At 70.2% G+C, this 15,161-nt stretch carries 10 protein-coding genes; 9 read left to right on the top strand and 1 reads right to left on the bottom strand.

Annotated elements, in window-relative coordinates:
* The first annotated feature begins 4 nt into the window (after nt 1-4).
* The 9 genes from ACFSJG_RS08185 (at nt 5) to ACFSJG_RS08145 (ending at nt 14,095) form a co-directional block, all read left to right on the top strand.
* The gene (locus ACFSJG_RS08185; protein WP_378484707.1) at nt 5-769 is read left to right on the top strand and encodes an enoyl-CoA hydratase/isomerase family protein; all 765 of its coding nucleotides are present in this window, start codon (nt 5-7) and stop codon (nt 767-769) included.
* Nucleotides 766-1,425 carry a PaaI family thioesterase gene (locus ACFSJG_RS08180; protein WP_378484706.1) on the top strand — a complete coding sequence of 220 codons (660 nt, stop codon included), beginning with the start codon at nt 766-768 and terminating at the stop codon, nt 1,423-1,425. The genes ACFSJG_RS08185 and ACFSJG_RS08180 overlap by 4 nt, the downstream gene beginning before the upstream one ends.
* The gene (locus ACFSJG_RS08175) at nt 1,422-2,675 is read left to right on the top strand and encodes a CaiB/BaiF CoA transferase family protein (RefSeq protein WP_378484705.1); all 1,254 of its coding nucleotides are present in this window, start codon (nt 1,422-1,424) and stop codon (nt 2,673-2,675) included. The genes ACFSJG_RS08180 and ACFSJG_RS08175 overlap by 4 nt, the downstream gene beginning before the upstream one ends.
* Before the next feature lie 233 nt (nt 2,676-2,908).
* A complete protein-coding gene (locus ACFSJG_RS08170) occupies nt 2,909-4,474 on the top strand; it encodes a class I adenylate-forming enzyme family protein (RefSeq protein ID WP_378484704.1) in 1,566 nt (521 codons plus the stop codon).
* An 88-nt stretch (nt 4,475-4,562) separates the two neighbouring features.
* Complete coding sequence (locus ACFSJG_RS08165) at nt 4,563-5,969, top strand: MFS transporter (protein ID WP_378484703.1); 1,407 nt, start codon at nt 4,563-4,565, stop codon at nt 5,967-5,969.
* Nucleotides 5,970-5,974: 5 nt separating this feature from the next.
* Nucleotides 5,975-8,110 (top strand): molybdopterin-containing oxidoreductase family protein, encoded by a 2,136-nt coding sequence (locus tag ACFSJG_RS08160; protein WP_378484702.1) that lies wholly within the window; start codon nt 5,975-5,977, stop codon nt 8,108-8,110.
* Nucleotides 8,107-10,344 carry a molybdopterin-dependent oxidoreductase gene (locus ACFSJG_RS08155; protein WP_378484701.1) on the top strand — a complete coding sequence of 746 codons (2,238 nt, stop codon included), beginning with the start codon at nt 8,107-8,109 and terminating at the stop codon, nt 10,342-10,344. The genes ACFSJG_RS08160 and ACFSJG_RS08155 overlap by 4 nt, the downstream gene beginning before the upstream one ends.
* A complete protein-coding gene (locus ACFSJG_RS08150; RefSeq protein WP_378484700.1) occupies nt 10,344-11,978 on the top strand; it encodes an FAD-dependent oxidoreductase in 1,635 nt (544 codons plus the stop codon). The genes ACFSJG_RS08155 and ACFSJG_RS08150 overlap by 1 nt, the downstream gene beginning before the upstream one ends.
* On the top strand, nt 11,975-14,095 hold the full coding sequence (locus tag ACFSJG_RS08145; protein WP_378484699.1) for a molybdopterin-containing oxidoreductase family protein: 2,121 nt from the start codon (nt 11,975-11,977) through the stop codon (nt 14,093-14,095). Before ACFSJG_RS08150 ends, ACFSJG_RS08145 begins: the two co-directional genes overlap by 4 nt.
* Here the strand turns inward: ACFSJG_RS08145 and ACFSJG_RS08140 are convergent.
* A complete protein-coding gene (locus tag ACFSJG_RS08140; protein ID WP_378484698.1) occupies nt 14,070-15,029 on the bottom strand; it encodes a hypothetical protein in 960 nt (319 codons plus the stop codon). The genes ACFSJG_RS08145 and ACFSJG_RS08140 overlap by 26 nt on opposite strands.
* Nucleotides 15,030-15,161 lie beyond the last annotated feature (132 nt).

The raw sequence follows: 15,161 nt of genomic DNA, 5'->3' as shown, positions 1-15,161 counted from the left end.
GTCGATGGCCGACCTGCTCCGTGACCACCCGGCCCCGGGAGTGCTCCGGCTGACGCTCAACCGCCCCGAGGTGCGCAACGCGCTCTCCCTCTCCCTGCAGCGGGAGCTGGACGCGGTGCTCGCCGAGGTCGCCCGGGACGACGCGGTCCGGGCGGTGATCGTGACAGGCGCCGGGCCGGACGCCTTCTCGTCGGGCTACGACCTGTCCGAGCTCGCCTCGATGTCCCCGGACGAGACGACGGCGGCGATGCTCGACCGGGAGGAGCTGGTGTGGCGCTACCTCACGTTTCCGAAGCCGATCGTCGCGGCCGTCGCGGGTGCCGCCCACGGTGCGGGCAACATCCTCGCCGTCACCTCGGACCTGCGGGTCGGCGGTCCCTCGACCCGGTTCACGATGAGCTCCGCCAGGTACGGCGGCGCGAACCTGACCTGGCTGCTGGACGGCCTGGTCGGGGCGGGCCAGGCGCGGGACCTGTTGATGACCTCGCGGACCGTCGACGGCACCGAGGCCCACCGGATCGGTCTGCTCAGCCGCTTCGCCGAGGACGGGGACGTCGCACGCCTGGCCCTCGACGCAGCGACCGAACTCGCCGCACAGCCGCCGGAGGGGCTGCGCGAGATCAAGGCCCTGCTCCTGGACGGGCCGGGCCGGGATCTGAGGACCCGCTACGACCGGGAGAACACCGTCGCCCGGACCACGCTGCGCCCGCGTCCGATCACCGATCTGTTCTCCGGCTTCTTCACCCGGTCGGGAAGGACCGCACGATGACCGAATCCACCACCCTCGACATCTGGAACCCGGGCTGGCCGGATCCCTTCCGGCCGACGGTGGACGCCGACGACGAGTACGCGGACCTGGTCGACGCGCTGCGTGAGGTCCAGGAGGCGGTGACGCGGAGCCTGCCGACCCCGGAGGCGGCGGCGGAGGCCGCGGCGACGCTGCGGGAGGTCGCGCGGCAGATGCGTTCCCACGAAGTCGACGAGGACACGCAGATCGCCGGAAAGCGCTGGGATATACCGGGAAAGGCGCACGCACTCGCGCCGGTCCTGCACATCGACACCGTCACCGACACCACTGCGACGGGTCGGGTGACCGTGGGACGGTTCCACTCCGGCCGGTACGCGATGAACGGCGGCGTGACGCCGCTGATCTTCGACGAACTCCTCGCCCGCCTCGCGAACAGCGCGGGTCGGCCGTGGGGGCGCACCGCGTATCTCAACGTGAACTTCCGGGCACTCGCCCCGCTGCACACCGAACTGACGGTGACCGCGGAACTGGTCGGGCAGGAGGGCCGCAAGCGGTTCCTGCGCGGTGCGATGTATCACGGCGACATCCTGGTGGCCGACGTCGACGGACTGTGGGTCGAGCTCAAACCCGAACAGACACAGAATATTTCGAAAGACCTGGAAGGGCGTGACCGATGAGTGGATTCTCTCTGCTGGACGGCGTACGGGTCCTCGAGGTCGCCCAGCTGGCCCCGGCGTCGCTGGGTGGGCATCTCGCGGACCTCGGCGCCGAGGTGATCAAGGTGGAGTCGGGTCCGCTCGGCGATCCCGTCCGGGTCGGCGGCAGCCGGGCGATCGGCGACGCGGACGGCCCGGCGTTCATGCACCTGCGCTGGAACCGCGGCAAGAAGTCCGTCGCGCTCGACCTGCGCAGCCCCGACGGCAAGCAGGCGTTCCTCGATCTCGCCGCCTCGTACGACGCCGTGATCGAGGGCATGCGTGGCGGGTACCTGGATTGGCTCGGGATCGGCTACGAGCAACTGCGGCAAGTGAATCCGAGGATCGTGCTGTGCACGGTGTCCGGGATGGGCACCGACGGTCCCTATCGGGTGCTAGGCACCGGCGGTCCGGTGTTCGACGCCTACGCCGGGCTGCGCGAGGTGACCACGCCCGCGAACCCGCCGACCGAGGGCATGGCCGGTTCCACGACACCCCCGATCGCCATGTACGCGCTCGGCGCGTACGGGGCGATGGGCCTGCTGGCCGCACTGCACAAGGCCGGGGCCACGGGCGTCGGTTGCCACGTGGAGGTGGCGGGCATCGACGTCGCCGCGGCCTGGATGCCGGACCTGGTGGACGCGGAGCTGAACAAGAACCGGTCGATTCCGCGTCCGTCCTGGCTTCCGGACGGGCGGCTGCCGGACTGGCCGCGTCTCGAGGCCTACCGCACCAGCGACGGCGAGGCGATCCTGTTCGGGTCGCACGTGGAGAAGTTCTGGCACAACTTCCTGGTCGCGGTCGGCCGGGAGGACCTGGTCGGGGTCGACCTGACCAGCGTCGACGACGGCGCCGCGGCCCGGGCGGACCTGGTGTGGCGGGCGCTCACGGAGATCTTCGTGCAGCGCACGCGCGCCGAGTGGGTGCAGCTGTTTCTCGAACACGGTATCGCGGGCGGACCGGTGAACACCGTCGCCGACATGCTTGCCGACCCGCACTTCCGGGCGCGGGAGAACACGTACCGGGTGGACCACCCGCAGGTAGGCGAGCTCGAGTTCGTCGTGAGCCCGGTGCGCGTCGCGGGGGAGAAGTTCGCGCCCGCGCTGCCGCCGGCAGTCGGTGCCGACACCGCGGAGGTGCTGCGGTCGGTGGCGGGCTACGACGAGGAGCGCATCGCGGCCGTCTCCGGCGGTGGCGACGCACGGCGCGGCGAGGCGCCTCCCGTCGGCTGACGGACACGTGAACACGAGAACGACACCCACGCGAAAACAACTGTGTGGGTGTCGTTTTCGTGCTCTCGGCCAGCCACGCGACGTGGGGTCGAAAGTCTCGAATCGGGCATTGCGCACGCTCCCTACAACTGTTAGGTTTACGGGCATCAAGTGAGGGCGGTCACACCCCGCCGACGCCGCCGCACCAGCTGACGACTCGCCGGTGAGCCGGCACATGACACCGAGGAGCACAGATGAATCTCGCGGACCTGACCCGGTTCTGGGGCAAGACGCGTTCGCAGCAGCAGGCGATCGTCTTCGGCGACACGTCCCAGACCTGGGCCGAGGTCGACGCGATCACCGACGCACTCGCCCGCGGGCTCGCCGCCCGCGGCGTCCGCAAGGGCGACCGTGTCTCGGTGATGATGCTCAACCGTCCCGAGCTCGCGCACGTCATCCTCGCCACGCTCAAGCTCGGCGCGATCAGCGTCCCGCTCAACTTCCGGCTCACTGCCAAGGAGCTGGCGCCGATGATCGTCGACTCGGCCCCGCGGGTGGTGATCGTCGAGGACGCGTTCGCACCACTGCTGGAGGTCGCCGCCGGACAGGTGGAGTTCGAGACGTACTCCATCGGCGGCGACGCACACCCGCCGTACGAGCGGCTGATCGATCCCGGCACCGCCCCGGTCGTCGCGATCGACGCCGACGACCCCGGCTTCATCTGCTACACCTCGGGCACCACGGGTGTGCAGAAGGGTGCCTTGATCACCCATCGCAACGCGATGACGCCCGGCATCTCGCAGTCCCTCACGTTCGGCTTCTCCTCCCGGGACCGGGTGCTCTGCTCCGCTCCGCTCGTGTACACCGGCTCGGTGCTCTCGATCTTCATGCAGCTCGTCGTGGTGCCCGGCGCGACGATGGTGCTGCTGCGCGAGTACGACCCCGAGATCGCCCTCGACACCTTCGAGCGCGAGCAGATCACCGCCACCACGACCGTCCCGGTGATCTGGGAGCGGATGACGATGCTCCCCGACTTCGGCACCCGGAAGCTCGCGAAGTTCACCTTCGCCGGCACCGGCGGCGCGCCGGTGAGCCTCGACCTGCTCGACTTCTACCGTTCGCACGGCATCCCGCTCACCCAGTGCTACGGACTCACCGAGGCGTCCGGGATGGTCTCGACGCTCGCCTACGAGGACGCCGTGTCCCGCCCCGGCTTCGCGGGCCTGCCGCTGGTCGGCACCCACGTCAAGATCGGGGACCCCGGCGTCGACACCCCGGCAGGCGAGGTCGGCGAGATCCTGGTCCGCGGCGAGCACGTCCTGCGGGAGTACTGGAACAAGCCCGAGGCCACGGCGTCGACCCTCGTCGAGGGGTGGCTGCGCACCGGTGACCTCGGCATGCAGGACGAGGGCGGGTTCCTCAAGATCGTCGACCGCAGCAAGGACATGCTCATCTCCGGTGGACTGAACGTCTATCCGGCGGAGATCGAGAAGGCGTTGCACGGCATCGAGGGTCTGGTCGACCTCGCGGTCATCGGAGTCAAGGACGACCGGTGGGGAGAGGTGCCGATGGTCGTCTTCCACAGTGAGCGCCCCGCCGCCGAGATCGTCGCCGACATCGCGGAGGTCGCGGGCGAGAACCTCGCGAAGTTCAAGCGCCCCAAGCACGCTGTCGCGCTGGGTGAGCCGCTGCCGCGCACCTTCTCCGGCAAGCTCGCGAAGCCCTCACTGCGCCAGCGCTTCCCCGAGGTCCCCACGGACGCCTTCGCCGTCGAGGGGATTGTCGGCTCGGCCGTCGGCGGAACCGTCGCCCCCGCCTGACCCACCCGAGCTCACCGATGTACGCGCCGGCCCCGACCGGGGCCGGCGTCATCCATTGCAGTTCCCCCGTCCGAGAGGAATGCACATCGTGGCCCCCACCCGTGAAGTCAACATCTCCCGCCTCATCGACACTCAACCGGTCTCTGCCCTCCAGAAACGTGCCATCGCACTGTGTCTGGCGCTTGCCATCCTCGACGGGATGGACGCACAGCTCATCGGCTTCGCCATCCCCGCGCTGTCCGAGGACTGGGGGGTCACGAAAGCGTCGTTCGGTCTGCTGCTCGCGTTGAGCAGCGGCGCGATGGTCGTCGGCAGCCTGCTGTTCGGACCCGTCGCCGACCGCTGGGGCAGGCGCCGCGTGATCCTCGTGTGCACCGTGCTCTTCTCGGTGTTCACCCTGGCGTCCGCGTTCGCGCCGTCGATGGGTGCGTTGATCGTGCTGCGCATCCTCGCCGGCATCGGCCTCGGCGGCGTCACCCCGAACCTGATCGCACTCACCAGTGAGTACAGCCCGGCACGCAGTCGCGCCACGACGGTCACCATCGTCGTCGCGGGCATGTCCCTCGGCGGATTCCTGGGCGGACTGGCGGCGGCTCGGCTGATCCCGGCGTACGGCTGGGAGTCCATCTTCGTCGCGGGCGGTGTCCTGCCACTGGTCGCAGCCGCGGTCGCCTGGAGGTGGCTGCCGGAGTCGGGCAAGTTCCTCGCCGCACGCGGCGACCACGACTCCGTGTCGAAGATCGTCGCGGCCATCTCGCCGCAGACCGATCTGTCGGACGGTGTGCGGTTCACCCAGGACTCGGTGGCCGAGACCAAGTCGCCGGTGCGTGAATTGTTCGCGGGCGGCCGCGCGGTGGACACCGCACTGCTCTGGGTGGTGTTCGTCGTCAACTTCCTGGTGATCTACTTCCTGTTCGGCTGGATGCCGACGCTGTTCAGCGAGGCCGGTCAGAGTTCGTCGAACGCGATCCTGGCGGCGGCGCTGTTCAACCTCGGCGGCATGGCGGGTGCGCTGTCCGTCGGCCGCATCACCGACCGTGTTGCGGCGGCATGGGGTCGCTCCGACGGTCCCCGTGCGGCGTACGCGGTGGTCATGGCCGGGTACACCCTCGGTGCGCTGTTCATCGGCGCTGTCGCGCTCTCCCTCGCGAACTCCACCCTGCTCCTCCTGGCGATCTGCGTCGTCGGATTCGGTGTCTCGGGCAGTTCGGCGGGAATCATCGCGATCGCCGCGTCCGTGTACCCGGTCGCGGCCCGGTCGACCGGCATCGGCTGGGCGATGGGCATCGGCCGCATCGGGTCGATCGTCGGCCCCACGGTCGGTGCCGCGCTCATCGCGGCGGGAATGGACGCCCGCACGATCTTCCTGCTCATGATCGCGCCGACCGCGCTCGCGGTCGTCACCCTCGGACTGCTGTTCGCCCGCGAGCGCCGTCGCGAGCGGGTCACACTCGCCGCGGCCACGACCGCGCCCGTCGCGGTCCGAGTGGACTGATCGCCGTGCGATCCGCCACGTCCCGCCACACGTCGTTCTGCAGGCTCTGCGCCTCCTCCTGCGGGGTGCTGCTCGACGTGGAGGACGGGCGGATCGCACGGGTTCTCGGGGACGCCCACCATCCGATCTCCGGCGGCTACACCTGCCCGAAGGGACGGCGCGGCGGCGATCTTGGCCACGGTCTCGACCGGTTGACCACCTCCGTGCGGCGCACCGCCGACGGCACTCACGAACCGGTGACCGTGGCAGAGGCAACCGGCGAGATCGCCGACCGCCTGCGCAGCATCGTCGACCGGCACGGTCCCGACGCGGTCGCGCTGTTCATGGGAACCCAGCAGAACTTCGCCGCGCTCACCCCGCCGATGGTCCGCGCCTGGTTCAAGGGCACCGGATCACACAAGCTCTTCTCCACGATGACCATCGACCAGTCCGCGAAATGGGTTGTCGCCGAACGGATGGGCACCTACCTCGGGGGCAGGCAACGATTCGAGGACGCAGACGTGTGGCTGCTCGCAGGCACCAACCCCGTCGTCTCCGGTAACGGCGGCGACGGCGACGGCGCCGTCGTACACAATCCGTCCGTCACGCTGCGAGCCGCCCGCGAGCGGGGCCTGCGGCTGATCGTCGTCGATCCGCGGCGCACCGAGACCGCCGCCCTGGCCGACATCCACCTCGCGCCCCGGCCGGGTACCGATGCCGTGCTGCTCGCGGGCCTGCTCCACGTGATCCTCACCGAGGGTCTGCACGACGGCGACTTCTGCCGCCGGTACGTCGCGGACCTGCCCGCGCTCGTGGATGCGATCGTCGGGGTGACTCCCGCTGTCGTCGAGGACGTCTGCGGTGTCGGTGCGGACCGGGTCCGAGAGGCCGCCCGGGTGTTCGCCGACGGTCGCCGCGGCATGGCGACCAGTGGCACCGGTCTGTGCATGGGTCCGCACTCGAACCTCGCCGAGCACCTCGTCGCCGCACTGAACGTGGTGTGCGGCCGGTACCTGCGCGAGGGCGAACGGGCCGACGACCGTGCGGTCCTGACCCGGCAGGTGCCGGCTCGCGCCGAGGTCGCCCCGCCGACCCGGGCCTACGAGACCGGGTTCCGCAGCCGCGTCGGCGGCGTGCGCGCGATCCGCGGCGAACTCCCGTCCGGCATCCTCGCCGACGAGATCCTCGAACCCGGGCCGGACCGGGTCCGCGCCCTCGTCGTGTCCGGAGGCAATCCCGCGGCGGCACTTCCGGACCGTGCGAAAGCGTTGCGCGCGTTGCGGTCCCTGGACCTGCTGGTGTGCGTGGACCCGCGGATGTCCGACACCGCCCGGCTCGCGGATTACGTGATCGCGCCGACCACGATGTACGAACGCGCCGACCACACCGCCATCATGGAACCGTTCTTTGCGCGCCGCTTCGCGCAGTTCACCCCCGCGGTCGTGGCACCGCCGCCCGGTGTCGTCGACGACTGGCGGTTCTTCCTCGGCCTCGCCGCCGCGTCGGGGCAGCCGGTCAAGTTCGCCGGCCGCATTCTCGACCCGGCCGCGCCGCCGACCTCCGAACAGATGCTGGCGATGACGGCGGAACGTGGACGCGTCCCGTTCACCGACCTGGTCGCCGCCCCGCACGGGCACCTTGCCGGCGACAGCGGCGCCGTCGTGGGCCCCGCGACCGAGGAGGGCGCCGGGCACCGCCTGCACCTGATGCCTGACGACGTGCGTGCCGAACTCCGGGCAGCACTCACCGACCAGTCGGTCGACGTCCGGTTTCCGATGCGCCTGGTGGTCCGCCGGATCCGGGAATCGGTGAACTCCACAGGAACCCGCGTGCCCGGCCTCGTTCCGGGTGGAACCAACCCGGCCCGTGTGCATCCGGACGACCTCGCGGACCTCGGCATCGCCGACGGGCAGCGGGTGACCGTGCGCTCGGTGTCCGGGCGCCTCCGGGCGATGGCCCAGGCGGATCGCACCCTCGCCCGGGGCGTGGTGTCGATGACCCACTGCTTCGGCAGCGTCGACCCGGGCGACGACGTCGGAGTGAATGTGAACGAACTGACCGGAACCGACACGGGAGTGCAGGCGATCAACGCCATGCCGACCCTGACCGCCGTGCCCGTCGCGGTCGAACCCGTCACCGGCGGAGAGGACGACGAGTGGTGACTTCCACCGAGGTACGTACCGGGCACCGCATCTGCCCGCTGTGCGAGTCCACGTGCGGGCTGCTCGTCGAGCTCGACGGACGATCCATCGTGCGGGTCGCCCCGAATCCCGACGACGTGATGAGCGCCGGTCACAGCTGCGCGAAAGGCCTCGGCCTCGGACGAATCGAGGGTGATCCGGACCGGATCCGGACCCCGCTCCTCCGATCCGGGGACGGCGGGTTCCGCGAGGCGACCTGGGCCGAGGCCTTCGCCGAGATCGAACGCAGGCTGCCGGAGTTCGTCACCGGTGATCCCGGCAGTTGCGCGATCTACCACGGCAATCCGGCGGCCCACCACCTCGACGCGACGTTCTACCTCGGCGAACTGATCGGTGCCGTCGGCACCCGGAACGTCTACTCCCCGGCCAGTGTCGACACCTGGCCGAAGAACCTCGCGCACATGCTGCTGTACGGCACCGGGCTGGGGTTGAGCCTGCCCGACATCGACCGCACCGACTATCTGCTGGTCCTCGGCTCGAACCCGATGGTCTCCAACGGCAGCACCGTCACGGCGCCCGGCATGCACCAGCGGCTGCGGGCACTGCGGGAGCGCGGCGGGACGCTCGTCGTGGTCGATCCGGTACGCACCCGCACCGCGGAGGTCGCGGACCTGCACGTGCCGATCCGGCCCGGCACCGACGCGCTGTTCCTGCTCGGCGTCCTCTCTGTGGTCGCCGAGGAGGGCCTGGCCCGACCGAGCCGAGTGCCGGACGTCGTCGACGGGCTGGACGAGGCGCTCGCCCTGGCACGCGAGTACACCCCGGAATCGGTCGCCGAGGCGTGTGGCATCGACGCTGCCCTGATCCGGGTCGTCGCCCGTGGGTTCGCGGGAGCATCTGCCGCGGTGGCACATTCGCGCATCGGCACCTGCATGCAGGAGTTCGGCACCCTCGCGAACTGGCTCGTCGAAGTGCTCACGATCGTCACCGGCAACCTGGACCGCCCCGGCGGCGCCATGTTCTCGCTCCCCGCCGCGGGTGGTCAGAACACCTGGCCGGTGACGAAGCCGCCGAAGCTGATGTTCGACCGGTGGCGGTCGCGGGTTCGGGGGCTGCCGGAGGCGATGGGGGAACTGCCCGCCGTCTGCTTCGCGGAGGAGATTCTCACCCCCGGGCCGGGACGCACCCGCGCACTGATCACCCTCGCGGGCAACCCCGCTCGGTCCCTGCCCAACAGCGGTGCGATCGAGGACGCGCTCGGCGCGCTCGACTTCATGGTGTCGGTGGACTGCTACCTCAACGAGACCACCCGCCACGCCGACGTCATCCTGCCCCCGCCGCCGGTCACCACCCGCGGGCACCACGACGTAACGCTGTCGCACTTCCAGATCCGGAACGTCGCCCGCTACACGCCGCCACTGCTCGACCTCGGGGACGGGGAGATGGCGGAGTGGCAGATCCTGCTGCGGCTGGCCGCGATCGCGAAGGGCACCCCGCACCGGCCCGTCGACGAGATGGACGACGAGGTCGCGGCCGTCGCGGCCAGGCGGGCCGCGAAGCTCAGCGGTTGTGAACCGGAACGGGCCGTCGCCGCGACCGACGGTCGCCGCGGTCCGCTGCGCCTGCTCGACCTGCGTCTGCGCAGCGGGCCGTACGGCGACCGGTTCGGACTCGACCCCGGCGGGCTGACCCTCGCGGTGCTCGAGGACAACCTCGACGGCATCGACTACGGACCGCTGACGCCGCGACTGCCCGAGGTGTTGAGGACGCCGGACGGCCGGATCGATCTGGTGCCCGAGATGATCACCGCGGATCTGCCGCGGCTGCGGGAGAGCCTGACCCGGCCGGTACCGGACCTGCTGCTGATCAACCGGCGTCAGCGGCGGGGCATGAACTCGTGGTTGCACAATGCGCTGCCCCAACCCGACGGCGGCCAGTGCGCGCTGCTGATGAGCCCTGCCGATGCGGCCGCGCGCGGCCTCGTCGACGGCGACCGCGTCGCGGTGACATCGCGCATCACCACAGTCGCCGCGGAACTGCGGATCGACGTCGCGCTCCGGCCCGGGGTGGTGAGCATGCCGCACGGATGGGGCCACGACGGCCCGGGGCTGCGCACAACGCGGTCGGCATCGGCTCCCGGCAGCAACTACAACGCGCTGGTGGACGACACCACGGAACTGGAGGCGCTGACCGCCTCCCCGATCTTCAACGGCGTCCCGGTCACGGTGGCGCGCACGAGCGAGGAGCACTCCTGATGGCGTACGTGGTCACCCAGAACTGCTGCAACGACGCGACCTGCGTGGCCGTGTGCCCGGTCGACTGCATCCACCCCACGCCCGCCGAACGCGAGTACAAGCGCACCGAGATGCTGTACATCGATCCTGGTTCCTGTATCGATTGCGGCGCCTGCTCCGACGTGTGCCCCGTGGACGCGATCGTCCCCGGTGACGCACTCGTGCCGGACATCGACCGTTACCGCGACATCAATGCCGAGTACTTCCAGCGCAATCCGCGCGCCGCGGCCCCGGGCGCGCACGTCCAGCCGCTGCCGCTCGCCATCGCGACCGCGGGGGTCGCCGACCCGCCGCCGCTGCGGGTGGCGATCGTGGGATCCGGGCCGTCCGCGTTCTACGCCGCCGAGGAACTTCTCGCGCGCCGCGACATCGCCGCCGAGGTCACCATGGTCGAGAGGCTGCCTGTTGCAGGTGGATTGGTGCGATTCGGTGTCGCGCCGGATCACTGGCACACCAAGACGGTGGACCGCGTCTTCGACCGCACGGCACGCCGCGACGGCTTCACGTTCCACCTCGGTGTCGAGGTCGGGCGCGACGTGACCGTCGAGGAGCTGCTGACCCACCACCACGCGGTGATCCACGCGTCCGGTGCGTCGGGGGACCGGCGCCTCGGTGTCCCCGGCGAGGAGCTGCCGGGCAGCCACGCCGCCCGGGAGTTCGTGGCCTGGTACAACGGCCATCCCGATCACGCCGCTCGCTCGTTCGACCTGACCGGCTCGCGGGCCGTCGTGGTCGGCAACGGCAACGTCGCGTTGGACGTCGCCCGCATCCTCGTGTCCGACGTGGAGACGTTGCGCCGCACCGACATCGCCGACCACGCCCTGTCCGCACTCGCGGACAGCCGGATCGAGGAGGTGGTGGTGCTGGGCAGGCGGGGACCGGAGCACGCGGCCTGCACCACACCGGAACTGCTGGCGCTCGGATCGCTGCCGGGGATCGACGTCCTGGTGGACGGACCGGTGGACGCGGGTCCGGATGCGCCGATGAAGCTGCAGATCCTGGCGGAGTATTCGCGGCGGACGCCGACACCGGGCAATCGGCGCATCGTGTTGCGGTTCGGGTCGACGCCGACGCAGGTGGTCGGTGTGAACGTCGTCGAGGCGCTACTTGTGGCGGACACCGACTCGGGTGCCGAGGGCCGGATCGAGTGCGGGCTGGTGCTCCGGGCGGTCGGCTACCGGGGACTCCCGATCCCGGGTCTCCCGTTCGACGACGGTTCCGGCACCGTCGCCAATGTCGCGGGCCGCGTCGTGGAGCCGGACACCGGGAACCCGGTCACCGGTCAATATGTGGCCGGCTGGATCAAGCGAGGCGCGACCGGCGTGATCGGCACCAATCGCTACTGCGCGGCGGAGACGGTCGAGTCCCTGCTCGACGATCACCGCGAGGGGCGACTCGTCGCGCCGACCGGGTCCGCGGCGGACCTGACCGCCCTGGTCCGTGCCCGACGGCCCCACGCCCTCGGGGGCGGGGACTGGCGCGCTATCGACAGGCACGAACGTGAGCAGGGTCGTGCGGCAGGACGCCCGCGGGTCAAGATCGTCGACGCAGCCGCGGCGTTCGAGGTCGCGGCCGTGGCGAGGGCATCGCGATGACACGTCGCGTCCACACCTTCTGCCGCATCTGCGAGCCGGGGTGCGGGCTGCTGGCGGAGGTCGACGGCGGCGACGTGACCCGGCTGCAACCCGACCGGGAGCATCCGGTGCACCGCGGCTTCTCCTGCCACAAGGGCGTGCACTACCTGCAGGTCCACCGGGATCCGGATCGGCTGGACCGGCCGCTCCGGCGGACGAACCCGCGCCACGAGGAACGCGGGGTCTTCGAACCGGTCGGCTGGGACGACGCCGTCGCCGACATCGCGGCACGGCTGCAGGACATCCGTCGGCGACACGGGCGGAACGCGCTCGCGGTCTATCAGGGCAACCCGTCGGCGTTCAACGGCGCCTACTACGCGAACGCCGGCACGATCGCCCGCGGCTTCGACACCCGGATGCGATTCAGCGCAGGAACACAGGACACCTCCGCGAAATACGCTGCCAGCGAGGCGATCTACGGGGCGTCGATGGCGCACCCGATCCCGGACCTGCTGCACACCGACTACTTCCTGTGTCTGGGCAGCAATCCGCAGGTCTCGCACATGACGTTGATCCACATCTCGGATCCGATGGCGAAGATCCGCGCGATCAACCGGCGGGGTGGGACGGTGCTGTTCGTCAATCCGCGCCGCATCGAGTCGTCGTCGCCGGAGACCGGGGACGTCCTGCAGATCAAGCCGGACACCGACTTCTACTTCCTCGCCGGGGTCCTGCACGAGATCGTCTTCCGGATCGGTTTCGACCGGGCGGCGGTGGAACGTCGTGCGCGACGTGTCGACGAGTTGCTGGACTTCGTCCGGCGGTACCCCGCCTCGCGGGTCGCGGCGGTCGTCGGTGTCCCGGTGGAGGAGATCCGGCGCGTTGCGGACGAGTTCTGCGCGGCGTCGAGCGCGAGCATCTACATGGCCACCGGGGTCAACCAGGGCCGCCAGGGCACCCTGGCGTACTGGATGCTGACGATGGTGAGCCTCTTCTCCGGCAATCTCGGCAGGCGCGGCGGCAACATCTACTCCCGCGGTGCCGCGGACACGGTGCAGCACTCGAAACGCAAGCGGGAGGACCCGTTCTTCGAGGGCGCGCTCGGGGAGATGCGGACGGTCGGCGGCGACCTGCCCGCGGCACTGCTCCCGGAGTTCGTGGAGAACGCCGTCGACCCGATCCGCGCGCTGATCGTGGTGTCCGGCAACCCGCTGCTGTCGGTGGGCGGTGACGGGCGCCTGCGGCGGGCTCTCGAACAGTTGGAACTGATCGTGACCGTCGACCTCTACCGCACGGTCACGGGGGAGATCGCGGATTACGTTCTGCCGGCGACGGACTGGCTCGAACGGGAGGACGTGAACTTCCTGAACACGATGGGCGTCGCGATGGAGCCCTACGTGCAATACACGCCCGCGGTGGTCCCGCCGAAGGGGGAACGCCGCGACGACTGGTGGATCCTCTCGCGAATCCAGCAGGAGATGGGAGTCCCCGGGCTGCTCGACGAGCCGGAGCCGAATCCGTTCGCCGCCGTGGACGCGGTCATGGCGGATTCGGGAGTGAGCATCGAACTCCTGAAGGGCATGCCGTGCCAGACGGCGGTGCTGCCCGAGGCGGTGCCGTCCGACGTGTTTTCCGTCGCGGTTCAGCACGGCGACGGGCTGATCGACTGCTGCCCGGCGTTGTTCGAGCGCGCTTACGATGTCGCGGAACGCATCTTCGACGAGTTGGTGTCGGAGCCCTCCGATCAGCTGAAGTTGGTCACCCGCCGGACCAACTACATGGTGAACAGCTGGCTGCACAACGTTCCGGTACTCAAACAGGGTGTCCACCAGGATAATCCGCTGTGGATGAACCCGGACGACGCGCGTGGGCGCGGCCTGGTCGAGGGCGACGACGTCACGGTGCGGAACCGGTACGGGGAGGTGGATGCGGTGCTGGTGTACGACGACGCCCTGCGCGCGGGGGTCGTGTCGATGACGCACGGTTGGGGTCAGGGCTCCGCCCACGGGCTCGACGTGGCCCGCCGGCACCCCGGCGTCAACGTCAACCGGCTCGCGCCCACCGGACGCGAGGGCTACGACCCGCTCAGCAACCAGTCCCAGCTCACCGGTATCAACGTGGACGTGGTCCGTCGGTGAGTCGGGGGAGTTCGGACACCTGCCACAGCCGCACCGCTCCGGAGGGCCAGTCGTAGCTCGCGCAGAGCCCGCCGGGCCCGCTCACGAGAACGGTTCCGTCATCCATTCCGGTCGGGCGGTCGAGTTCGACCCAGGATCCGAGGTCGGCGGCGGAGAGGAACACTCGCTCCTCCTCGTCGCCGGCGCACGCCACGAAGTGATCCCCGGCGGCGACGACCCAGTGGAACGGCACGCCTTCGTCGAGTCCGTCGCCGATCTCGTCCGAGCGTGCCGACACGAACGAGACCGCGTCCACGGTCGACCGCACCCGCAGGACGTCCGTCTCGTGCGACAGCGTCACCACCGAGTTCTGCCCGACGACGTCGAGGAGGATCTCGTCGTCGTGGACGACCGGATCGAGCCGTTCGCCGAGCCCCGTCGGGTTGATCCAGTAGATCGCACAGCCGTCCTGGCCGGCGCCCATCGAAAGCCCGAGCCTGCCGTCCGCGCTACGCGCGACATGCGATCCGCCCGCGGTCAGCTCGGTGAGCTCGACGGATGCGACCAACTTCCCGTCACGCACGAGATGCCAGTGGTCGCTGTCGTCACCCGGTTCGGTGAACGCGAACGTCTCCGTCGCCGAATCCCAGTACGCGGATCCCGTTCCCCACTGTGGCCAGCCGCCGTGCACGTGCTCCCAGACCACGGAGCCGTCACGTCCACGCAGCTGCGCCCGATCCTGGAGGGTTACCGCGGCGTAGTCGAGGGCGTCCGAGACAGTCGACGTGCCGCACCCCCCGAACGTCGCGGTGAAGAGCACCTGCTCGAACATCGCGTCGAAGACGTCCACCCCTCGCGGTGACCGCACGAGCCAGCCCTCCGGGTGTGCGGCGACCGTGCTGCGCTCCGGCATGGTCAGCTCCGCACCGACCGCCGTCAGGAATCCGTTCGACATGAGATGCAGCGTACAAACTCTCGCCCCGCCTGCCGGAGGCCGTGGAGTCCCGGGCGCGGCGGTCGCTGGACTTGATCATGACCGTGGATCTGGAGGTCCACCGCGTCCATCGTGTTGAGGAGCGAGTGTGGT

The organism is Rhodococcus gannanensis (genome assembly GCF_042681175.1).
Lineage (GTDB): Bacteria > Actinomycetota > Actinomycetes > Mycobacteriales > Mycobacteriaceae > Rhodococcus_G > Rhodococcus_G gannanensis.
This window is presented reverse-complemented; position numbering and strand designations above follow the sequence as displayed.

Excerpts from the sequence above, each read along its gene's own strand:
- ACFSJG_RS08175 (WP_378484705.1), top strand. The coding sequence starts at position 1,422 with ATGAGTGGATTCTCTCTGCTGGACGGCGTACGGGTCCTCGAGGTCGCC.
- ACFSJG_RS08170 (WP_378484704.1), top strand. The coding sequence starts at position 2,909 with ATGAATCTCGCGGACCTGACCCGGTTCTGGGGCAAGACGCGTTCGCAG.
- ACFSJG_RS08185 (WP_378484707.1), top strand. The coding sequence starts at position 5 with ATGGCCGACCTGCTCCGTGACCACCCGGCCCCGGGAGTGCTCCGGCTG.
- ACFSJG_RS08150 (WP_378484700.1), top strand. The coding sequence starts at position 10,344 with ATGGCGTACGTGGTCACCCAGAACTGCTGCAACGACGCGACCTGCGTG.
- ACFSJG_RS08145 (WP_378484699.1), top strand. The coding sequence starts at position 11,975 with ATGACACGTCGCGTCCACACCTTCTGCCGCATCTGCGAGCCGGGGTGC.
- ACFSJG_RS08180 (WP_378484706.1), top strand. The coding sequence starts at position 766 with ATGACCGAATCCACCACCCTCGACATCTGGAACCCGGGCTGGCCGGAT.
- ACFSJG_RS08140 (WP_378484698.1), bottom strand. The coding sequence starts at position 15,029 with ATGTCGAACGGATTCCTGACGGCGGTCGGTGCGGAGCTGACCATGCCG.